This window comes from Oscillibacter sp. 1-3 (assembly GCF_000403435.2).
GTDB lineage: Bacteria > Bacillota > Clostridia > Oscillospirales > Oscillospiraceae > Oscillibacter.
Map to the genome: position 1 here is coordinate 20001 of NZ_KE159707.1, position 21344 is coordinate 41344.

The 21344-nt window shown below is 50.3% G+C and carries 19 protein-coding genes and 1 pseudogene; 12 read left to right on the forward strand and 8 right to left on the reverse strand.

Annotated elements, in window-relative coordinates; genetic code table 11:
• Window positions 1–66 precede the first annotated feature (66 nt).
• The 4 genes from C816_RS06470 to C816_RS06485 are packed head-to-tail and all read right to left on the reverse strand — an operon-like array spanning window position 67 to window position 3310.
• Complete coding sequence (locus C816_RS06470) at window positions 67–408, reverse strand: DUF3846 domain-containing protein (RefSeq protein WP_016321588.1); 342 nt, start codon at window positions 406–408, stop codon at window positions 67–69.
• 31 nt (window positions 409–439) lie between these two features.
• Window positions 440–1561 (reverse strand): DUF6017 domain-containing protein, encoded by a 1122-nt coding sequence (locus C816_RS06475; protein WP_242832151.1) that lies wholly within the window; start codon window positions 1559–1561, stop codon window positions 440–442.
• Between the two features lie 55 nt (window positions 1562–1616).
• On the reverse strand, window positions 1617–2528 hold the full coding sequence (locus C816_RS06480; RefSeq protein WP_016321590.1) for a ParB/RepB/Spo0J family partition protein: 912 nt from the start codon (window positions 2526–2528) through the stop codon (window positions 1617–1619).
• Window positions 2525–3310: a ParA family protein gene (locus C816_RS06485; protein WP_016321591.1), complete on the reverse strand. Its 786-nt coding sequence runs from the start codon at window positions 3308–3310 to the stop codon at window positions 2525–2527. Before C816_RS06485 ends, C816_RS06480 begins: the two co-directional genes overlap by 4 nt.
• Before the next feature lie 126 nt (window positions 3311–3436).
• Between C816_RS06485 and C816_RS06490 the strand changes: the two genes are divergently transcribed.
• The 5 genes from C816_RS06490 (at window position 3437) to C816_RS06510 (ending at window position 8440) form a co-directional block, all read left to right on the forward strand.
• Window positions 3437–5020 carry a recombinase family protein gene (locus C816_RS06490; RefSeq protein ID WP_081646316.1) on the forward strand — a complete coding sequence of 528 codons (1584 nt, stop codon included), beginning with the start codon at window positions 3437–3439 and terminating at the stop codon, window positions 5018–5020.
• Complete coding sequence (locus C816_RS06495; protein ID WP_016321593.1) at window positions 5010–5387, forward strand: recombinase family protein; 378 nt, start codon at window positions 5010–5012, stop codon at window positions 5385–5387. The genes C816_RS06490 and C816_RS06495 overlap by 11 nt, the downstream gene beginning before the upstream one ends.
• Window positions 5388–5530: 143 nt before the next feature.
• A complete protein-coding gene (locus tag C816_RS06500; RefSeq protein ID WP_016321594.1) occupies window positions 5531–6970 on the forward strand; it encodes a recombinase family protein in 1440 nt (479 codons plus the stop codon).
• On the forward strand, window positions 6967–7716 hold the full coding sequence (locus C816_RS06505; RefSeq protein WP_016321595.1) for a metallophosphoesterase family protein: 750 nt from the start codon (window positions 6967–6969) through the stop codon (window positions 7714–7716). The genes C816_RS06500 and C816_RS06505 overlap by 4 nt, the downstream gene beginning before the upstream one ends.
• 160 nt (window positions 7717–7876) lie before the next feature.
• Window positions 7877–8440, forward strand: a complete 564-nt coding sequence (locus tag C816_RS06510) for an RNA 2'-phosphotransferase (protein WP_016321596.1) — start codon at window positions 7877–7879, stop codon at window positions 8438–8440.
• A gap of 396 nt (window positions 8441–8836) precedes the next feature.
• On the opposite strand, the gene C816_RS06520 is transcribed toward C816_RS06510, so the two are convergent.
• On the reverse strand, window positions 8837–10732 hold the full coding sequence (locus tag C816_RS06520; RefSeq protein ID WP_016321597.1) for a hypothetical protein: 1896 nt from the start codon (window positions 10730–10732) through the stop codon (window positions 8837–8839).
• 371 nt (window positions 10733–11103) lie between these two features.
• On the opposite strand from C816_RS06520, the gene C816_RS21655 reads away from it, so the two are divergent.
• From C816_RS21655 to C816_RS06545, 5 genes and pseudogenes are all read left to right on the forward strand, one after another.
• Window positions 11104–11706 (forward strand): helix-turn-helix domain-containing protein, encoded by a 603-nt coding sequence (locus C816_RS21655; RefSeq protein WP_016321598.1) that lies wholly within the window; start codon window positions 11104–11106, stop codon window positions 11704–11706.
• A gap of 217 nt (window positions 11707–11923) precedes the next feature.
• On the forward strand, window positions 11924–12391 hold the full coding sequence (locus C816_RS06535) for a hypothetical protein (protein ID WP_016321599.1): 468 nt from the start codon (window positions 11924–11926) through the stop codon (window positions 12389–12391).
• A gap of 777 nt (window positions 12392–13168) precedes the next feature.
• A pseudogene (locus C816_RS25565) lies at window positions 13169–13480 on the forward strand (DUF1016 N-terminal domain-containing protein); the annotation flags it as partial.
• 91 nt (window positions 13481–13571) lie between these two features.
• Window positions 13572–14021, forward strand: a complete 450-nt coding sequence (locus C816_RS06540; RefSeq protein WP_016321600.1) for a low molecular weight protein-tyrosine-phosphatase — start codon at window positions 13572–13574, stop codon at window positions 14019–14021.
• Window positions 14022–14044: 23 nt separating this feature from the next.
• A complete protein-coding gene (locus C816_RS06545) occupies window positions 14045–15661 on the forward strand; it encodes an AAA family ATPase (RefSeq protein ID WP_016321601.1) in 1617 nt (538 codons plus the stop codon).
• 242 nt (window positions 15662–15903) lie between these two features.
• Here the strand turns inward: C816_RS06545 and C816_RS06550 are convergent, their stop codons facing one another.
• Both C816_RS06550 and C816_RS06555 read right to left on the reverse strand, forming a co-directional pair.
• On the reverse strand, window positions 15904–16593 hold the full coding sequence (locus C816_RS06550) for an SWIM zinc finger family protein (protein ID WP_016321602.1): 690 nt from the start codon (window positions 16591–16593) through the stop codon (window positions 15904–15906).
• A 260-nt stretch (window positions 16594–16853) separates the two neighbouring features.
• Window positions 16854–17204, reverse strand: coding sequence for a hypothetical protein (locus tag C816_RS06555; RefSeq protein ID WP_040655063.1), 351 nt, complete (start codon window positions 17202–17204; stop codon window positions 16854–16856).
• A gap of 837 nt (window positions 17205–18041) precedes the next feature.
• On the opposite strand from C816_RS06555, the gene C816_RS21660 reads away from it, so the two are divergent.
• Entirely contained in the window at window positions 18042–18467 is a 426-nt protein-coding gene (locus C816_RS21660; RefSeq protein WP_155978943.1) for a transposase, read from the forward strand.
• A 316-nt stretch (window positions 18468–18783) separates the two neighbouring features.
• Complete coding sequence (locus tag C816_RS06570; RefSeq protein ID WP_207636898.1) at window positions 18784–20265, forward strand: FRG domain-containing protein; 1482 nt, start codon at window positions 18784–18786, stop codon at window positions 20263–20265.
• Between the two features lie 494 nt (window positions 20266–20759).
• On the opposite strand, the gene C816_RS06575 is transcribed toward C816_RS06570, so the two are convergent.
• Complete coding sequence (locus C816_RS06575; RefSeq protein WP_016321608.1) at window positions 20760–21326, reverse strand: hypothetical protein; 567 nt, start codon at window positions 21324–21326, stop codon at window positions 20760–20762.
• Window positions 21327–21344 lie beyond the last annotated feature (18 nt).

Sequence of the window (21344 nt, forward strand, 5' to 3'; positions counted from 1 at the left end):
TGGATTTTCCGGGGTGTGCTATGTACTAAGGCGGGACCAGCAGGCGGCGGAGCAGATGGCGGGCTGTCAATCCTTATCGCCTCCCTCCGGCCCGGACGTGGCGAAGTAGGCTTCAAATTCCCGCTGCTGGGCAGGGGTCAGGGAGGTGAAGTGTTCCCCCTCAAAGCCGCACAGCAGGAATGTCCCGGCAATGAAGTCCCCGTTGTCCGTGGGGTTCTCCCGGTTGGGCATGAGTTTCATGTTCTTGCCCTCGCTGTTGCAGATCAGCATGACCCGCTGGGGCAGGTAGCACCCCGCCTCAATGGGACCGCCCACGATCTGCTGAAAGGCTTCCAGCGTGTCCTCCACCTTGGCGGGGCGGGGAGCCTCGCCGGGTTCTACCACCAGAATGTCGATTTTGTTTGCCATACAGAAAATCCTCCTTCGTTTTGTCCGGTTTTTATATTCCAGCGGCGTCCTGGGCCAGATCGTGGCTGACCAGGGATGCGTAATACTGGCTGATGGTTGTGGGCGCGTTGTAGAGCGCCGCCAGGGTGTATGCCTTGATGTTCTTTACCAGCGTGGTGTTCTGGCTTAGACTGTCCAGAACGTAGGCGATATGCTCATGGTTCAGCTTCAGAAACCGGCTCTTGACCACGCCGGTGGGCATTTCCTCTCCGGCGATACGGATGAAGTCCCGCCGGGAACAGCAGACCTCCACCATAAGCTCCACATAGCCCTCCAGCGTTTCCTCATCGTAGGGATGCTCGGTCAGGAGCAGGTCAAAGTCGATATTTTCTTTTATCAGCTCTCGGTATCCATCCATCTCATCCATCCTCATCCGGCCTTTGGGTCTGGCACGGGCAGACGGAGCGGGGGTAGGGGGAAGGATGGATGGGTCAGTATCGTTCAGTTCAGTATTTTTCTTTTCAGTCTTATTAGGGACGGAAAAACCGCTGTCAAGACCGCGCATTTCCAGCGGTGCAGACTGCGGTTTTTCCGCAGTCAAGAGTGCGGCACTGTCCAGCGGTCTTGACCGCTGATTTTCCGCAGTCTGGGGGGCGGGGGGCGGCGGTGCCTGTTCCGGCTGCTGGGGCTGGCCGGGTTCCGGGGGCAGGATGAAGTTCTTGACGTAGATGCGGGTGGGCCGTCCCTGGCCCTGCTTCTTCCGCTCGATCAGGCCGATGCCGTCCTTATCCAATTCCCGGAACAGCTTCGTGGCCTTGTCCTTGCCGCAGCTCATGAGGTTCATAGCGTCCTCTTGGGTGAAGTAGATGTAGACGCGCTTATCGCTGTCCATCCAGCCGTTTTTCACCGACAGCCCCATACGGTCCAGCAGAAGGCCGTAGAGGACCTTGGCCTCAATGGAAACGCTCTTATACCGGGGGTCTGTCAGCAGGGCCTTGGGGATACGGTAGAAACTGTACTGTTCCGCTTCGTTGCCGTAGTAGTAGTCCAGATTCAGATTTGACGGCATGGTGATTGCCTCCTTCGTGATGTTGCGGAGAAACAAAAAAGCGCCCCGGTGACTGTTGGTAGTCACCGGGGCGCTCATGCTCCTGCCGCTTGTTGATTTGTCCATAAACGAAAAAGCCCGTCCGCAACTGATTTTAGTCAGTCACAGACGGGAGATGTTGCTATGTATTTTGAACGCGCCATGTTTCCAGCAGCGATACAATCACTTCCTCCATCTGTTGGACAGTGTAAGACTGCGGAAAGTATTGATGTAGCCGTGCTTGTTTGAAAACTACTTGTGCATGAGCGGAGTGTTCTGCGGAAAGCAGCTTCTCCATGACTTTGACCGTCAACGTCCCATCTTTGCTATGTTTTTTGATTTGTACCACTTGACTTTTGGCTGGAATCACTTTCAACTTATCCATCACCGCTAAGAGGTCGGTCTGTTCTTGTTGCGACAGACAGGCAATGTGGTCCGCAGCAGTGGTAAAGGCCATCTTGTTCTCGTCTACTAATGCCAGTAGAGGCGGAATCAGCTTGGTTAAAGCGATGTAACGGGTGACGTTCAATCCGCAACTCTCCCCAGCTTCCTGTGCAATCCTATCTCGACTTTTCAACTTGTGAACGCCGCGTTCACAAGTGAGGTCCTGCCGCTTTCCTTGATGTTTCAATGCCTCCATCTTCATTTTATAAGCAAAGGCTTTCTCGCTGGGAAGGATTTTCTCTCTCTGAAGGTTAGAATCAACCATGATTATGGTGGCTTCATCATCATCCAGGGACCGAATGAGCACCGGCATCGTTTCCCGGCCTGCCAGTTCGCTCCCCCGTTTGCGCCGGTGGCCCGCTATGATCTCATAGCCGCCCCCTGGCCGGGGACGGACGATGCCGGGGGACAGAACGCCACTTCGAGCGATACTCGCCACGGTTTTCTGCATCGCTTCATCGTCCCGAACCTGGAAGGGATGATCTTTGAAAGGAAACAGCTCTGTCAGTGGAACCTCCCGCACCTGTTCGCCGTTGGCCTCCGCCTCGCTGCTCGTTTGAAACAGATCGTCAAACCCGGCCAACTGTATCTTACTGGCGCTGCTTTTCATGACAAAACCTCCTGTGTCAACGCGGTGTAGGCGGCGGAGACTTTACCCGCAGGGTCATGGAGATAGATGCTCCGGCCCTCCGCGCTGGTTTCTGCCGCCCGGATGGACAGGGGAATAATGCTATCAAATATCCGCAGCTTGCTTCCGTAGGTGTTGCGGAGCAGCTCAATAATCTCCCGCGAGTAGTTGGTCCGCATATCCGCCATGGTGATGAGGATACCCGCGATCTCCAAAGCAGGATTGATTTTCCGTTTCACATTTGATATGGTACGGATAAGCTGCTCCATGCCGCGAAGGGAGAGGTAATGCGCCTGTGCGGGAATGATCACTTCATCCGCAGCAGCCAGGGCATTGATGGTCAGCATACCCAAGGAAGGGCAGCAGTCCAGCAAAATCACATCGTAGCGGTCACGGACGCTGTTCAGATAGTCCCGCAGGATCGTCTCCCGGCTCATGGTATTTACCAGCGTGACCTCCAGGCCCGACAACTCGATGTTAGCGGGGAGAAGGTCAACGCCCTCCGCATGATGAATAATGCCCTCGTCGGGGGCTTGCGGCTCATCCGAAATGACACGCCCCAGGATTTCAGCCATCGTATTCTCCATCTGGTCAGGACGCTGATAGCCCAAGCTGGCGGTCAACGAACCCTGGGGATCTATATCAGCCAGGAGAACGCGTTTACCCTCACGCGCAAGACCAATTCCCAGATTGACCGCCGTTACGGTTTTGCCTACGCCGCCCTTTTGGTTGCAGAGGGCCGTGATTTTTGCTCTGTTTTTCATGTGCGATTCCTCCATAAAATATCTGGTGTGTCTTTCTTCGCTTTTTCGACACTATTCTACTGGATTCTGACAGTCGCACATTGTTTTTTCCCGTTGTTTCGACAGATTTCCCTTTACCAATTTGACTTGTCATCAGAGGATGATGATTTAGGGAAAAGCGGCAAAGTTGAATCCAACAGCGTCACGAACCAGAGAAATTTGCTGGACGCTTTTATCAGCCGTACCCCGGAATTGGCGGATACCAGCGTGATCGAGTTCTGTGATGATGGATGGAGCGGCAAAAACTTTGAGCGTCCCGCTGTCCAGGAGATGATCGCCCAGGCAAGGGCCGGGAAAATCCAATGTATCGTTGTCAAAGATTTATCCCGCTTTGGCCGTGATTACCTGACTGTCGGCAACTACATTTCCTGCGTGTTCCCCTTCCTGGGAGTGCGGTTTATCGCCGTCAACGATGGCTTTGACAGCATCCGGCCCACCGATGTGGACAGCCTGGAAACCTCCTTCAAGGCCCTTCTGTATGACCTTTATAGCCGGGACTTGTCCCGGAAGGTACGGAGCGCGAAGAAGTTCCGCGCCCAGCGGGGGGACTTTCTCGCGCCCTTCGCCCCCTATGGCTATGTCAAGGACCCGGCTGATAAGGCCCGGCTGGTCATAGACCCGGAAGCGGCGGAGACAGTACGGCGCGTCTTTCATCTGGCGGCGAGTGGACACAGCGCAGACCAGATCGCCATGGCGCTGAACCGGGAAACTGTGCCAACGCCCATGCTTTATAAGCGGGCGGCGGGCTGCTCCCGGACACGCTGGCCCAGCATTGAAGAAAACAACTTCTGGACGGATACCGCTGTTGTAAAGATTCTCCGTGATGAACGCTACTTTGGTAAAAACATCTTTGGAAAACGGATACGGGACAGGGTAGGCCACACGCACACCGTCAAGGTCAGCCGTGAGGACTGGATCGCCGTGGAGAACACCCATGAGGGCATCGTAACGCGGGAAGAATTTGACCGGGCGCAGACGGCTATGCGGGAGTTTGTGGAACATGGCGAGTTAAAAAAGCGTGATTGGCCTCTGCGTGGTAAGGTTCGGTGCGGTGTTTGTGGCCACGCAATGAGTTACAAGCTGGGCAAGCAAATGTATTTCTACTGCTACACCCCGCGATACAACGATTCCTTTGCCTGCGTCAAACAGGTGCAGGGGGCCGATATTTTGGAAGTCATTTCCGATGGGCTTCGTGTGCAGGCGCAAATGGCGGTGGAGTTGAGCCGGTTGTGGGAGGAACAGCACCGTGAGCAGAAAAAAGACGCCGCCGCAGTTAAGAAAAATCTCGCCGGACTGCGGGAGACACACCAGAGGCTTTCCCAGCAGATCAGCGGCCTTTATGAATCCTTTGCGCTGGGAGAGATCGGCAAGCCGGAATATCTTGCGGCAAAAGCCGCCGCAGCCAAGCAGCGGGATGATACCGCCGCCCGGATCAGCGAATTGGAGGCCGCGCTGGAAAACATGGGCGCGGATGGCAGCTTGCGGAACGGATTTGTTTCTACATTCGGAAAGTATCTGGATGTGAAGGAAATCACCAGTGAGATTACGGCGGAGGTTTTGAAAGAAGTCCTTGTTTTTCCTGGTGATCGGTTTGAAATCGCCTGGAATTACCGGGATGAACTGGAAAAGCTGATACTTGATTTACAAGGAGAGCATCAGAATGGAGCATAAAAGGACCTGGATTTATTGCAGGGTCGCGTACCCTGACGCTCATGCGCTGGCATCTCAACAGGCAGCATTGGAGGCGTTTGCCGAAAAGCAGGGCTTTGAGATCGCAGGTACTACCGCAGAACAGGCCGGCAGACTGGACTTTTCCCGCCGGGGGCTGACCGAGGTTTCTAATGCGGTAGACGCTGGGGAAGTTGACCTTCTGCTGGTAGCAAACCTCTCCCGCTTGGGCCGGGACGTGGTAAAGACGGACGCTTATCTGCGCTGGCTGGAAGATCGGCTTGTCGAAGTGGTCTGTGCCGATGGCATGGTCCCGCAGACGGCCACCGAGATACTGCATGAGCTGATGAAAGCAAGCGTGGCAAATTGAGCGCAGCACAAAGGGGATTCTCCCTCCGGGGACTTGGGCGGAGAACCCCCTCAGAAAAATTAACTAGCTTGCCATGAAATAAAGCCAATTTCTCATATTCGACATCGTTCACGGTTTGTTTACAATTTGTTTTTGTTCCGTGCTTGACATTAGCGGACGAGGGTATCACCGGAACCTCGGCCCAGAAGCGGCCTGAGTTCCAGCGGATGATCCGCAGGTGCCGCCAGAAGAAGATCGACCTGGTGCTGGTCAAGTCCATCTCCCGCTTCGCCCGGAACACGGTGGACTGCCTCAACTACATCCGCGCCCTGCGCACCCTGGGTATCGCCGTGATCTTCGAAAAAGAAAACATCAACACGCTGGAAACGGACAGCGAGATGCTCATCACCATGATGGGCGCCTTCGCCCAGGCGGAGAGCGAGTCCATGTCCGCCAACATCGTCTGGGGCAAGCGCCAAGCTATGCGGGAGGGAAAGGCCAATGTCCAGTACCAGCATCTGTACGCCTATGAGCTGGACGAAAGCGGCAATCCCCGCATTATCCCCGAGCAGGCGGCTGTGGTGCGGCAGATCTATGACCGCTTCATCGCCGGTCACAGCGTCCGCATGATCAAGAAACTGCTGGAGCAGCAGGGCGTCCCCACCGCCAAGGGGGGAGATGTCTGGTCCGAGTCCGTGATCCGCAGTATCCTGAAAAATGAAAAATACTGCGGCGATGTCCTGATGCAGAAGACCTACACACAGGACTGCATCAGCAAGAAACAGATCCGCAATGTGGGACAGCTTCCCATGTACCTGATGCGGGATCACCATGAGAGCATCATCAGCCGGGACCGGTTCAACCAGGCTCAGGCGGAATTTGCCCGGCGAAATGCGGGACGGGCTCCCACCCGGAAGCTGGCCCCCACAGGCCGCTCCTGCTACAGCGCCAAGTACGCCCTTACGGAGCGGCTGGTGTGCGGTGAGTGCGGGACCCTTTACCGGAGGTGTGTATGGGTCAAACGGGGGCAGAAGTTCGCCGTGTGGCGGTGCGCCAGCCGGATTGACTACGGTACGAAATACTGTCATGATTCCCCCACGCTCCGGGAGGCATCCCTGCAAGCGGCCATCCTTGCCGCCATCAACTCTGTCATGAGCCAGAGGGAGGCGCTGGTAGGCCAGATCGAGGAGTCCATGCGGATGGAGCTGATCCCATTTCCCGGCGGTACCGTGAGCGTATCCGACATTGACCGCCAGCTCGAGGAGCTGGACGGGGAGTTTCAGGCCCTGTTCGCTGACTCCAAGGATGGTGGATTCATGCAGCACGCCGAGGAGTTCAAACGGATCTCCGATGATATGGCGGCATTGAAAGAGCAAAAGGCCAGCCTGCTGGAACAGCAGAACAGCGATTCCGCCGCCAACGGACGGATCAAAAGCGCGTTGGACATTCTGAACACCGGCTCCGGCGCCTTCACAGAGTGGAGTGAGACACTCGTCCGCCAGCTGGTGGACACCGTGAAGGTGTTGTCGGCGGATAGAATCAGAGTCTGCCTTCGGGGTGGCATTGAAATCGAGCAGACGCTTGGAGGGGAGGAATTGCAGTGATCTGGATCACTGGCGATACCCATGGCGATTTCCAGCGGTTTGCCACCGGCAGCTTTCCTCAGCAAAAGCGGATGAGCCGCGATGACTACGCAATTATTACAGGCGATTATGGGGGGATATGGGACGGTTCACCCAGGGAGACCTACTGGCTCAACTGGCTGGAGGAAAGGCCGTTTACCACCCTCTTCGTGGACGGAAACCATGAGAATTTCGACAGGCTCAACGAGTCCTCCGTCCATCACTGGCATGGCGGAAATGTTCACTTCATCCGCCCTCATGTAATCCATCTCATGCGGGGACAGGTTTTCGAGATCGGCGGCATCACCTTCTTCACCATGGGCGGCGCCTCCTCTCATGATATACAGGACGGCATCCTCGACCCGGCGTCCCCCGATTTCGAGCGGGAATACTGGTTCAAGCGCAGGACACGGCAGATGTTCCGGGTGAAAGGCGTCTCCTGGTGGCCCGAGGAGCTGCCCTCCGACGCGGAGTACGAGGAGGCGGTAAAGAGTCTGGATGAGGCCGGCTGGGAGGTGGACTGTGTTCTGACCCACTGCGCTCCCACCAGCATCCAACAGAAGCTGGACGGAAACTATACCCCAGACCGGCTGACGGATTTCCTCCAGATGATCAAGCGGCGGTGTCAATTCAGCTACTGGTTCCTGGGCCACTACCATAGGAACTGCGTGGTGGATGACCGCTTCATCATCCAGTGGAAACAGATGGTGGAACTGCAATGGGAGTAACCGCGGCATAACTACTTGACACTGCTAATGCGCATCTGGAAATCGCCCTCGACTCCAGAGCGGCAATGTGGTATGCTAATGACCAACCATTTAAGATCACGGTATCTAGAAGCGCATGGCGATGATTTGATCAAACTGATTCGGTGAGGAGGCACGGTGAATGACACAGGAAGCAAACGACATCAAACTGGGCCGGTTTCTCAGCCTGGTGCTGCGGCACAGGCCCTCGGCGGCGGGTATCACACTGGACGCCCTTGGCTGGGCGGACGTGGATGAACTTTTATCCGGCGTGCGGCGCACCGGGCGGCGGATCGACATGGACACACTGGAGCGTATCGTCCGGGAGAACAACAAGCGGCGCTACTCATTTAATGAGGACCATACGAAAATCCGTGCCAACCAGGGGCATTCCATTCCGGTGGATGTGGAATTGAAAAAAGAAACACCACCCCACCGACTATATCACGGGACGGTGGAGCGGTTCCTCCCGTCTATCCGGCGGGAGGGAATTCGGAAAATGGGGCGGCAGTACGTCCATCTCTCCGCTGATTATCAGACCGCGGAAGAAGTGGGCCGCCGCCGCGGGACGCCTGTAGTGATCGTCATTGACGCCGAAGCAATGGCGCGGGACGGCGCGGTCTTTTATCTGTCGGAAAACGGTGTGTGGCTGTGCGATCATGTTGCGCCGGAATACTTTCTTGACCCCGAGCCGCTGGTGAAATAATTACACGCTGTTCATCGTCAAATGAATCAAATGGCGGAATTAAAATAACAATCGACAATTATGGACAAAAACGGCAGAGCAAAGAGAAATGCGGCAACTCGCCGCGTTTCTCTTTGCTCTGTGGTACTTTATATTGTTTTGGAATAGAAAGGATTACTTTATGCGTACTTCAATAGCCTATCGGGTTATGATCACTTCGTCTCTGTGCATGAAGATGATTTGCCTGTCTACGGACGGCGGAGCACGAGATGCAGACGAGAGATATTTGATGCATCTTGAGATGCCCGTCGGTATCAAGCCCTTATAGGGCCTACTCAAGCCTCCGGCTTCGCCGTAATTTCATTAAGATAAGCAACAGACCAGACAGTATGCAAGGCAGTCTGTCTCTGCTGTGTATCAAAGATTTGAAGTTAAATGTGCAGCGAATTGCGCACGAAGCCTCTGAATATCCTGATCTCCCTGCTTTCCGGAAAATTCAATCGAGCGGTCAACACCAGCAGCTAGATGCTCCACCATGGTTCTGGTGCCAAATATACTGTTGCGCTTCTGCAATGAACCGTATTTGCGCGTCTCCAAAATCAAAGATATTTCTTCTTCCAGAAGATCGATCAGTATCCGATAAAGTTCAATAAAAATTGCTCTCTGATTATTTTCCTGCATTAAATCATAACTTGACTGGAATGCAGCGGGCCTCTGAGAAGGGTATTCCTGATAATAATCCTCGCGGTAGAGTTCAAGAAGAACGCTGTCAGCACTCAGCATATTCCACAACTCTGTACCAAGGGGAGAAAGTGCCAGACAGGACGTTTCCCCTTTTGCTGAATCTTGCTTCCACACATAATCAGGACCGGTCGGCACTAAAATCCGCCACTGGAAAAAACGATTCAAAATGGTGTCCAGACGCCTGTTGAGCTCTCTTATGTTGGGAAAAACATCGGAAAAATCACGCATCAGGTCAGACCTAAGAACTGGGAAGCCGCAATATTCCCCAAATTGGGCGTCATGGGTGATAAAGTAGGCGATAACATATAGGCTGAGCAGGGAGTTATCCTCAGTATCGTTATGCACAAGGATGTTTGGGATAAGCTGGTCTTCTCCATTAAAATAGACCAGGTTCCTGCCGCAGGCAATGGCACGGATTACAGTAATATTATTGATGACGTAACCGCTGTCCGACATTTTGTCTGTACAGAGATCCTTTGTTACCCAGACGGGGTTGGATAAAATTTGCTCCAAAATCTGGAGTGTCCGCCGGACATCCATATCCACAAGATGCAGAATCATATTGGAGTATTTATTCCCAAACTTGCTACAGATGGTAAGAAGCGTATTTTTAACCTCCCTCCAATGCTCGCTTTGTGCTTTTTTCAGCTCCAACGGCACCAGCTCCATCTTTTTTTGGAAATAGGGAATTAAATCAACACATTTCTGCTTATAAATTTTCCGCATAAAGCAAGCTGAAACCGCAGGAATGGTTTTTAATCGGTGATAGGTCGCGGGCCGAACCGACAGCAGGAGATTCACATAAACCCGCTTTCCCTTCCAACCTGCCGGAAAATTCCGCAGGCAAGAAAAAAGCCTGAGACAGCTTGCTACAAGCTGGTCCTGAAAAAGCTCTGACTGCGATTCAATATCATCAACCACAACGAGGATACGCGAGTAGGGGGCTTTGTCCCGCGAGAGATAATATTTCAGCTGAGAAGCCACATAGATAAAATACTCATTTTCCTGAACAAGCCGAAGCTTATCCTCCACCGATTCTATCGGCAGGGAGCGGATATTCTCCAGGGACTGTGGATTTGTCATTTGAATGAAGGACAAAAACTCCCGCCGGCCTTCCGGAGTGCGGAAATGCTCTTGAAGGTCGGGCAGCGCAGTCTCCAACGCAGTGCAGACAGCCGCCATCCGTTTCACCAGCTCCAGGGTGCATCTGTTGCTGTCCGACTGCATGGCCGGCTCAAAATGCCCCGCAAACGAACAATTCAATATGATGGTTTTCCACTCATTGCATAAACCCGGTACGCCGTTTCGGACATGATAACAGGCCCTTAAATCAGAACTTTTTCCAATCCCTGGATATCCGATAAAAAACGTAGCCGAATCCATCGGCTCAGTCAGGATGCGCTGAAGTGCGGCCTGCGCATCCTGATCCGGAATATAGAAACTGTCCCGTTCTCGAATTCCGGGGTCCGGATTAAGAATAAATTCATACTGCTCGCGGTTGCGCTCATAAATGCTGCTCTTTTGGCTAGAACGCAAATTATTTGTAATTTGATTGATTTTTCTTTTCACGAGATCCGCTCCTCTCTTTTACAAAGATAATTTGAGTTAATGTTTTCTTACAAGCTATTATACCATGGAAAATCCATTTGTAAAGAAGAACATCTATGTATTTCAATTTATCACACAAAATGCGCAAAATTTACAAAGCAAGTTTTTGTTACTTCAATTCCGACTTTATTATATATTTTCAAGATTTATTCAATTTCCTGCGACAAATCCAAAAGCAGTCGGCGGTATCAAAAGTTAAGGATCTCAATTTATTCTATCCTTTTCCTATTGACAAGCCCACTTATAGATGATAATATTATATATCATCTCTCTTGCGAGAGGTGAGATTTGAGGGGGGGAGGTCACTATATGAAGAAAGGAGACAGCGTCGGATGCAGTCAAATCGGGAAGGCATGGAAGAGGACGTTTCAAATCTTACCTCACACACAACGGGAGTTCACAGATGTGGGGGCAGCGAATCAGTTGCAGAAGTGATTCGGGAGGCACGGCAGAGAAAACGGTTGACACAAAAGGAACTGGCCAGCTCCATCGGAATGAGCCCGGTTCAGTTGTGCAGAATCGAGAACGGCGAACACACGCCGACCCGGCAAACCCTCCAGAAGCTTTCTGGACAAATCGGTGTTCCATTCTCGGAGCTCCTTTTCCTTGCCGGATACAACAATATGAAGGGGGCTGATACACTATATAAGCGTGATGGAACTGTTCTGGACACGGATCAGATTATCCGATCAATTTACCGTACGGATGCGGATTTTCTGGAGCTTCTTCGCAATTTCGATGAAATTGGGACCCAGGAGAATCTGCAGGTCATTTGCGTGTTGCTGAAAGCGATGCGGAAAGAAGCGCAAATACAAAACCAAGATGGAGTGGCCCCGAACCCTCTGGTCAACTGTTTCCTGGACGCTTTTCTGGCTCTAAAGCGGTTCATTCTTTCGGCTCTGACGCCGTTCCTTGAGTCATACGCACAAGCCTGATCCTACAATCCAAACGTTCCACCACTCTGATAGGCAGCTTATACAAACCCACCACTCGGCAAGTTGTTTTTTGGGGGGGTATCTTCCAGTGACCGGAATCGGTCCGAGAAAAAAAGATTGCAGGCGGCTATCTTTTCTTCTTGGAGATATTTGCCCGTTCAGCTTGTGGCTCGCCGGAGTTATCGGTCTCACTACTAATCTTAAGGAGGCAGTTAGGATGCCGTCATCCCAGCAAGATCGGTACTACCAATTTACCGAGAAAGTAGTTCGAACCGTCCGAGGGGATATTCTTCAACTGAAGGCAATCTGTGGCCGAGATATACTAAACCATCTCAAAGACATTGTCCTTTCCAATGCTGGAATTGAACTGATTTTTGTGGAGGGCAAGGACAATATGCGACGGTTCCCGCAGATGCGCGCTTCTGCAAAACCTCGGACGCCAATTAGCCTGAGATATTTCACCAGAACGGATACCGAAAAAGGTATGATCACTCCGGATGTGCTGATGCAGCTGAGCATTGGTATCGTACTGACCTGTCTCCCGGCAGACTTGGTGGACAATCTCTCCCCTGACGAAACAATGTCCACATTTGCCAAAAAGACAAAGTACCAAAAATACGCAGCGTTGATTTACGAGCTCTATGACGCGTTGGTGCAAACGGTAGAGTGTTCCAAAGACGATTAGGCCTTCGCAAGGATACAACACAATTATATAAAACTGCCAGATATGCATTGTTGTGTATCTGGCAGTTGTTATTTTCTGCCTGAATCTTACAGGTATATGCGGGTATAATGGCTCAAATACATACCTCCAGCTAATACTAATCTCAAAGTAAAAACTTTAATTTTAAACGGGCAATCAAACCAGTAAAAACGTATCCTGTAAACAGATTCTTTGGTTTCACTGTTGCAGATAAATAGAGCTTTTGGTCAAATTTTATCTATAACCTTTAACTCAAACTCCACCGGCTCCAACTCCGGCAGGCCGAGCACGCCGCCAGTGCAGACGGCGTCCTGGCTGCTGCGGGGATCAGCACTAGGCCAGGCTTGTCCATCGCACCCTGCTACACAAGGCTCCGGTTGGCCACACCCACATTGCAGATCGGTAGGTCTTAAATTCAAACAGTCGTTTCAGCTTTTCTGGCGGTCTTGCCGTTCAAGCGGCCTTTTCTGGCTAAAGTGCACGAGATTTCCAACTTCCTCAAGTTCCGGCCTCCAGGACAGTCCTGATGACCATGTAGGTATCGTGGAGAAAGTAGAGATAGAGCATCTGGCTATGTAGTAAGTAGTAAAAAAGAAGCAGCTTACCTTATCATAGATTCCCTAGCGGCATATTATTTGTGGAGCCCAAATAAGTGCATCAGCACGGAAAGGAGTGTGCCTCATGAACGTCAGAAAACCTATAGACTATAGTGCCATGTTTGCGGCGCTGGACACGCTGATGGCGGCAGATCTGCCGCAGATGAAGCTATACTGTGAGATTGGCCGGCTGGTCAGCGGCAGGTCGGAGAAAGGCGCCGCTGTCGCTGCGGCGAAATACCTATGCGGTATGTGTCCTGACGTCTCCGGCTTCTCTCCCCGAAACCTGCGCCGGATGCGGGCGTTCTACCGGACATACGAAAGTTCCCTAGAGGTGCTGGCCCGGGCCATGACCATCGGCTGGACACAGAACGTGGTCATTCTGGAGGCAGAGCTGACACTCCAGGAACGGGCATGGTACATTCGGGCGGTTCAGCAGTTTGGATGGTCAAAGCTGGAGCTTCAACGAAAGATTGCCGCCGGAGTCCATCTGGAAATCTCTCTCGACTTCACAGACGGGATGTGCTATACTGAGGGAAAGAACAGCGTTATGGAGCGTACCGCCAATGACGAAAATCCTCTTTATCTGCCACGGCAACATCTGCCGCAGCCCAATGGCCGAATTTGTGATGAAGGACCTGGTAAAGAAAGCGAGGCTGGAGACAGAATTCCTCATCGAGTCTGCCGCTACCAGCACCGAGGAGATCGGAAACCCGGTCTATCCCCCAGCCCGCCGCAAACTGGCGGAGCATGGGATCAGCTGCGCCGGAAAGACCTCCCGGCAGCTCACCGGCACCGATTACGATCAATACGATCTCCTGATCGGAATGGATCGGGCCAACATCCGGAATATGAACCGGATCTGCGGCGGCGATCCAGAGGAAAAGCTCCACCTGCTGATGGAGTATACCGACCACCCCGGCGATGTGGCCGACCCTTGGTACACGGATGACTTTGAAACCACCTGGCGGGATGTACTGGCCGGGTGTAAGGGACTGCTGGAGCGGTTACAATAAAACTGGAAAGGCAGGTGCGCGGTATGAACCAGCAAATGTTTGAAACCAACGTAATAACAGGCGCTGACCTGCTTGCCCTGTCCGAAAATGTCCGTGACTGGGAAAAGCGGGACTGCTACCAGCAGTTAGACACCTATCTCCATACCCGCCAGAATGACAGGGTGTGCCTGCTCTTCGGCCTCCGCCGCACTGGAAAGACCACCATGCTTCGGCAGGCAGTGCTGGACATGGCCCCGGAGGACGCGGCGAAAACCGCTTATATCAAGGCCACGGTGCTGGATACCATGGCCGCTCTGAACCGGGATATGAAACGCCTCCGGGCCGCCGGCTTCCGGTATGTGCTGCTGGATGAGGTGACACTGATCCCAGAATTCATTGATTCCGCCGCCCTTTTCTCCGACATCTATGCCGCCCAGGGAATGAAGATCGTCCTGTCCGGTACGGACTCCCTCGGCTTCTGGTTCGCGCTCCACCAGGAACTCTATGACCGGGCCAAGGCGATTCATACCACATTCATTCCATACCGGGAGCACAGCCGTCTGCTTGGAATCGACAGCATTGACGATTACATCCGCTATGGCGGGACCCTCCGGGCCGGGGAGCTGAACTTCGACGATGCCGAGGTAAACGCGGAGGACGCCTCCTTCCGTGATGATGAGTCCACCCGGCGCTATATCGACACCGCCATCTGCAAGAACATCCAGCACTCCCTGGCCTGTTACGAGGACGGAGGGCACTTCCGGCATCTGCGTACTCTCTATGAGGCTGGGGAGCTGACCAGCGCCATCAACCGCATCGTTGAGGATATGAACCATGCTTTCCTGGTCTCTGTGCTGACCGCCGATTTCATCTCCCATGATCTGCGTCTGACCGCGCGGAATCTCCGGAAAGAGCGCGATGCCGCAAAGCGGACGGACATTCTGGATGAGATCGACACTCCCGCTGTGACCCAGCGGCTCATGGCGCTGCTGGACATTCACAACCGCCCGGAGCAGACGGTCAGAATCACAAACGCTCATATATCTGAAATCAAAGAGTACCTAGCAGCGTTGGACCTGATCGTGAATGTTCCGATTGAGACGGCGGAACCTGGAACGGAGCCGGTGGAGCACATCCTGTTCACTCAGCCCGGAATGCGTTACTGCCAGGCACAGGCCCTGGTCCACGCTCTGATGAAAGATGAACTCTTCCTCACGCTGAGTGAAAAGGAGCAGAAAGCTGTTACAGATCGAATCCTCGAAGAGGTCCGCGGCAGGATGCTGGAGGATATTGTACTGCTGGAGACGATGAAAGCGGCAGGTAGGCACCAGCGGGTATTCAAGCTGCAGTTCGCGGACGGAGAATTTGATATGGTGGTCTATGACGGGGAACAGGACTGCTGCAAAATATATGAAGTCAAGCATAGCGTCCAGCAGGTACCCACACAGTACCGGCATCTGCTGGACGAAGAAAAGTGCCGTCTGACTGAGCGCAGGTTCGGCCAGATCACAGAGCGTACTGTTCTGTACCGCGGTGAGGATATGCAACTGGAAAGCGGAGTGAAGTATCGGAATGTGGAGGAGTACCTCCAGGCTCTATCAGAGGGAATGGCGCTGGTCATTGAAGAGAAGATGAGACCTGATCTTGGACCTGTTATGTGAGAAAACACAGCAATATCCTGAAAACAAAGGGGCGACCTGGATTGTCACCTTTTCAAGCAACGGGTTCGAAAGTGGGCGCTTGCACCAATAAGGAAATCACCTCAGTAAAAACTGGGGTGATTTTTCTTTTGACCACAGAAATACCACAGACGGGTTTCAGAAAATTTTGGGCGGCGGGCTGTTACTTTGGCCCGCCGTCCTATTCTTTGGATATAGCGCCTCAACCTTTACTGTGTGTGAGACTATCGAAACACGAAGCTACCGGTCGTTTTTCCGTCCACGGCAAAAGAGAAAAAGGCACCTTGACTGATCGCCGCAGCGTAACCGCCCTCATTCCAATCGAAACCGTCGTGTTCTTCCAATAGCTTCAGCGTCTCCCGCAGCTGGAGCATGGCGGCAAAAGTGTGCTTGCAGGGATAGCCGCAATAACAGCTGCAGGTGAGATTTTTGATCTCGCCGCCGCCATAATCAAACTCGATCTCATAAGGGGAAGTTCCTTCCACGATCCCCCGCCCATGACCACGGTCAATGCAGAGGTAGACAACCCGGTTCTCTGTATAGTAGTCGTGCCCACGCTCCGCAATGGCGCTGGTGACCTTCATCCCGCTGAGGTCGTCCAGCCGAAAGCTGTGGTCATCACTGCCAGACACATAGACGTCATCCTCTTTGTCCGGGGCCTTGAACCAGGTGATGATTTTCTCATAGGGGATCGTCTGAGGGTCAAAGGATACCAAGTGGGAGCCGGCCATGCGGAGTTCTCCAGAGATGTGGGTATCCGCCACAGCGATCACCCGCTTATAATCGGAGAGCTTGATCTTAAAGCTGTAATTCACAGCGGTCACACGCCCCCACAGGCCCTCCAGCTTGCCGTCCACGTAGACAGTATCTCCCACTTGAAGGGCGAACTGGTCGTTGTAGTAGGATAGGTTCATTCCTCGCTTGGGGAAATAGACCTGAACCAGAGATTTTCTCGGCGCAGAAGGTGAATATGTATCTTTGGGCCGGGTGATATTATCGGTATTTCCTTGAATCTCATTCTAAAAACCGATTTTCCGCTTCATAGGATATCCTCCTCTTAACATATGGTATCTCATATTGTGCTTCCAGCTTACAGCAGGAGGTGTCCAATAAAACTCCCTTTTAATTTTTTGTTCCAATAGGAGCAATCCAGCTCGCACTCTGCTACCCGAAGTTACTCTTCATCTGAATAGTCCCAGGTCTGCCGCTCAAGGAAAGCTTTTACAGTTTCCTTCAGTTCATAACTGAAATCTTCCAGAGCTTCTATGCTGATTGCATCATTGTTGATAAGTGCAATGATGTTGTAGATAAAATTTGTCCGGGTCATCTGTAGCTGGACGCCTGGATTTCTTTTGTCACTTCTTATCCGCTTATCCAGCTTCCAGAATTTTTCTGACGGATCACCATCGCCGCTCAGCCGTTCTATGCATTCATCGCATAGCCTGCCCATGTAGGCTTCCTGCCAACTGCCGATTTTACTGCGGAAAAGAGCCCAATCCCGTTTTGTAAATCGCTGCTCCCCCACGACTTCACCCCCATCAAATCTGAATGAATGAACAAACCAAGCATATCACGGCACCGATCATTTATCAAGGGCAAAAGGATTTGTGCAATCGACTACTGCATAAATCCTTTTCAAATAAAGTCGAGGAAAAAAATGCTGATATTGCCTGTAAGCTCCTTCAAAGAGGGAGACAATAGCGATAATGTCGGCATTACCTTTATATTTGAATGCATTAAGTATAATATGCGGTGCCGTTTTGCAAAAAATCGAAAATACTGTGAACGATGTGCTTATAGCAACAATCAAAACTAAGGCCAAAAGTTGACAGGAGTGGTATAACAGAGTCAGGAGATGATGGTATGCTACACAATGAAGCGCGGGAACTACTGGTACGAGGCTACGAAGCAAGCCATGATGCCAAGGGGATAGCGAGGGCATATTCGGTGAGCAAATGGACAGTATACCGGCTGGCCGAACAGAAGCGGAAACCAGGCAGTGTAACCTTGCGAACCAGCCAGTGAGGCCGGAAGCCTGTCCTGACAGCAGAGGATAAAGAAAATATCCATCAGTGCATTGATAAAAAACCTGACATCACAATCGAAGAAATCCGGGAGAAGCTGAGCCTCTCCGCAAGCTATAGTACCGTAGAGCAGGCAATCAACGCAATGGGCTATACTCTGAAAAAGAAATCGCTCTATGCAAGTGAGCGTGAACGTATTCGATGTGCAGGAGAAGCGCAAAGAATGGAAATAGACAATACGGCCTGATATGGTAGAACATTTAGTGTTTTTGGACGAGAGCGGTGTCAATACGAACCTGACCCGCCTGTATGGACCGGCACTTTCATCCTAAAGGGCAGTGGATCATGCCCCGTTGAATACACCACAGACAACGACAGTCCTTTCTTCCATCCGCCTGAATGGGGAAAAGGCATTTACAACGTACCAGGGCGGGACAACCGGGGAACGCTTTGTCCAATATTTGAAAGAGACCTTGCTTCCAACTCTTAAGCCCGGAGACATCGTTGTGATGGACAATATGCGCTCTCACCATGTAAAGGCTGTCTGGGAGGTCCTGGAGGAAAAGGGAATGAAAGCACTGTATCTTCCGCCCTACAGTCCCGATCTGAATCCCATTGAAAAGATGTGGTCCAAGATGAAGGCCCTCCTTCGTGGATGGAAGGTCCGACGTCTGAACCTGCTCCCTGACAAGGTTCGTTTGGCTCTCGCTTCTGTTTCGCAGCTGGATTGCCTGCATTGGTTTGCCGCTTCCGTTTATTGTTAGCTTTTTTGAAGATTACTATAGATGCAATATGTTAGCATGGAATTGGGGATTACTCCATAAAACGCATGACTTGGAGCATTTGCCATCGCACAATCAACCGGCATCACGAACGTGGTACTGAGATTTCCTTCATGGAGTTATTGAACAGTATATACGAACGGAAAAAAGGAAGAAATAAAGGCAGCGAGACCCTCAAAAATTTTTTCACTCATTTGCCGCAACGATATTCTGCAACTGTTGTCAAATTATGCTCTGGAAAAATTGCCAAATAATGTAATTATAAAATATGTTGTTGCACATTGGTATAGCTTTTCTGATGATTACGGAAATGAATGTGAAAAATATTATGGAGGTTGTTATGCTTTTTACAAAAATGGATGCTATCAAGGTTACTGAGGCAAAACTGAACAACGCACGATCTTTCGGTGACTACAATGAAGCGTTGTTTCAATTAGAAGATCTTCTTGACTTTACGAAAACTTGCACTATTCCAGATTCTTTTACTATTGCGTATCCAACTTCGTTACCTAAAACAGAATGGCGTCCTAATTTAGTTCCGCAGTATCATTTGGATCAGGAACTATTTTTCCAACTTATCAACGGCGGATTTACGATAGCCGATAGATCTCTGTTGGAAAAAGGGAGCCTACACGAAAATCCATTTGAATCTTTCTTTGGAAATGACAACCATATCTTGATAGATGCCAGCTACGGAATTATACCATTTCGTAACAAAGCAGATAACCATTTGCATAGTTTCCCCTTTGATCCAATAACAATACAAGAATATGCAAATGCGTATACCTTTTTAGAACATGCACAAGACATCTTTTCAATCGGCAATATTATTGCGCAATCCATTGGCTTCGGTATGCTTTTAGATTCCGCACAGCATGTTACTTACCATATATCCAGTCGGCATGAACTTGATAAAATTCTTTTCTTGTGGGAACAGAAAATTTCTGGAACACCCTTTTCCCTGTGGTTTAGGGGGCAAACAAGAGAATATTGGTTGCCTGACCTTCGGAAGGTTGCAATCGATCCAAAAATTCCTATCTGTCCTTGGCGAAACGTAAGAGATGAGGCGCTGACACCCTCAATCTACCGAAACATGGATATTAAGAGATATTCATATAAGATGTTAGAAATATTGAAATACCAATATGCTTTGGAAGGATATTTTCATCGGTGTCTCTATGAACCGAGAAACCCTGCTGAAGATCGGCAAGAAAAAATAACGGACCATCTGGTGAAACTTGGATTAACATCGACGTTTAGCAGTATGGATGGGCAGACAATTTTTTCGGTAAAGGATTACCATCATGAATATGCCGCATTTGTTAAGTTGCTCTTTCAGCAACACTATGGTTTGGAATCTCCATTGCTTGATGTTACTTCAGATATCGATGTCGCTCTGTTTTTTGCACAAAATGAAATTGAAGATACTCACTACACTTCGATAAAGCATACCTCAACGCCTTCCGTAATATATGGATTCTTGATAAACGAAACTCTTGATCCGTTTATTGACTCTCAATACCTGATGAGCGATATTAGTGCGTTAAGACCTTTGCGACAACATTGTGGAGTTCTGACAGGTACATCCAATATATGCAAAGAATTTTATTCAAGATATGTTGCGCTAAAAATTGTCTTGGACCAGCCAATTGAATACGGTTCTCAATATGATGAAAACTATCTTTTTCCAAGAGAGGATGAAGATGCATTTTTAACGAAATTGGTACAAGTTGAGAAAGACATTGATGCCAAATTTGTACATCCATTTAGCATAAAGTGATTTCGACCAATAACTTTGCTCCCGCATAGGCACCTGGTCTTCAATACACGGCCCACCGCATCTTAAATTTTGCAAAACCTATATCCTATTCTATATCGATACCCAAAACATAACAAGTAATGCCGATATTTTTAGAACTCCCTACTGACTTACAGGACTTTCTAAAATATATCGGCACTTCTTTTTCCTCGGCATTATTGCGTTCCATTTCGTTTTCTGCTTTTTCTTTGGATGTATCAGCACAAACAGTACTCCATAAGAATCAGCAGATTTATACCCATGAAAGTTCTTGACAACTCCCAGGAACCCATCATTTCCGCAACTTTTTTGTCTATCCATTATGAGTGTTCACTCTCTGACCACATATTTGCCCACAGACAGAGAAAAAGCCCTCTGAAATTGTTGATTTCAGAGGGCTTTTGGCCCGAGTATAATTATAGGAGTTCAAAAAAGCCAGTCAGATCAACGGTTTACAGCCCGTCAGCAAGAGGATTTTATCCTTGCTTGGGCTTTATAGCTAAAGCAATTATTACAATCATCTGTAACACAGGATAACCAATGTAATTAATCCATGGATTAAAAATAGTTGGTATCATATAGGCGACTCCACCTAAAATTCCACCGAATAATGCAAGTAAAAAGAACGCTAATACCTTTGTTTTCTTATCTTTAAGCGTATTCATAAATGGTACGCATAGTGTAATAATCCAGGTCAAGGCTCCACCGGACAAAAATTTAAACAAGGGAATATTGCCTGTAGTTTGCTCAATAGAAAATGCACTAGAAATTGATAATTCGCGCTGTTTCTTAACTTCTGAAATGATTGCGTCATATTCTTCTTGTAACGCTGGGGAGTGGGATACTTTTTCCATATCAATTTCTGAAAGACTCTGTAAAATATCTACTCTTTTTCCAATCCTGTTATAAAAGAAAAAATTTGCATCTACATATGGGAAAACAAGAGCTATAACAACGATTACAGCTGCAAATATAGCATATAACTTTGGATTTTTAAGGTTCTTTTGTATCCATGATACAATTAGTTCTATTGCTTTATCCATAATATATCTCCCCTCATT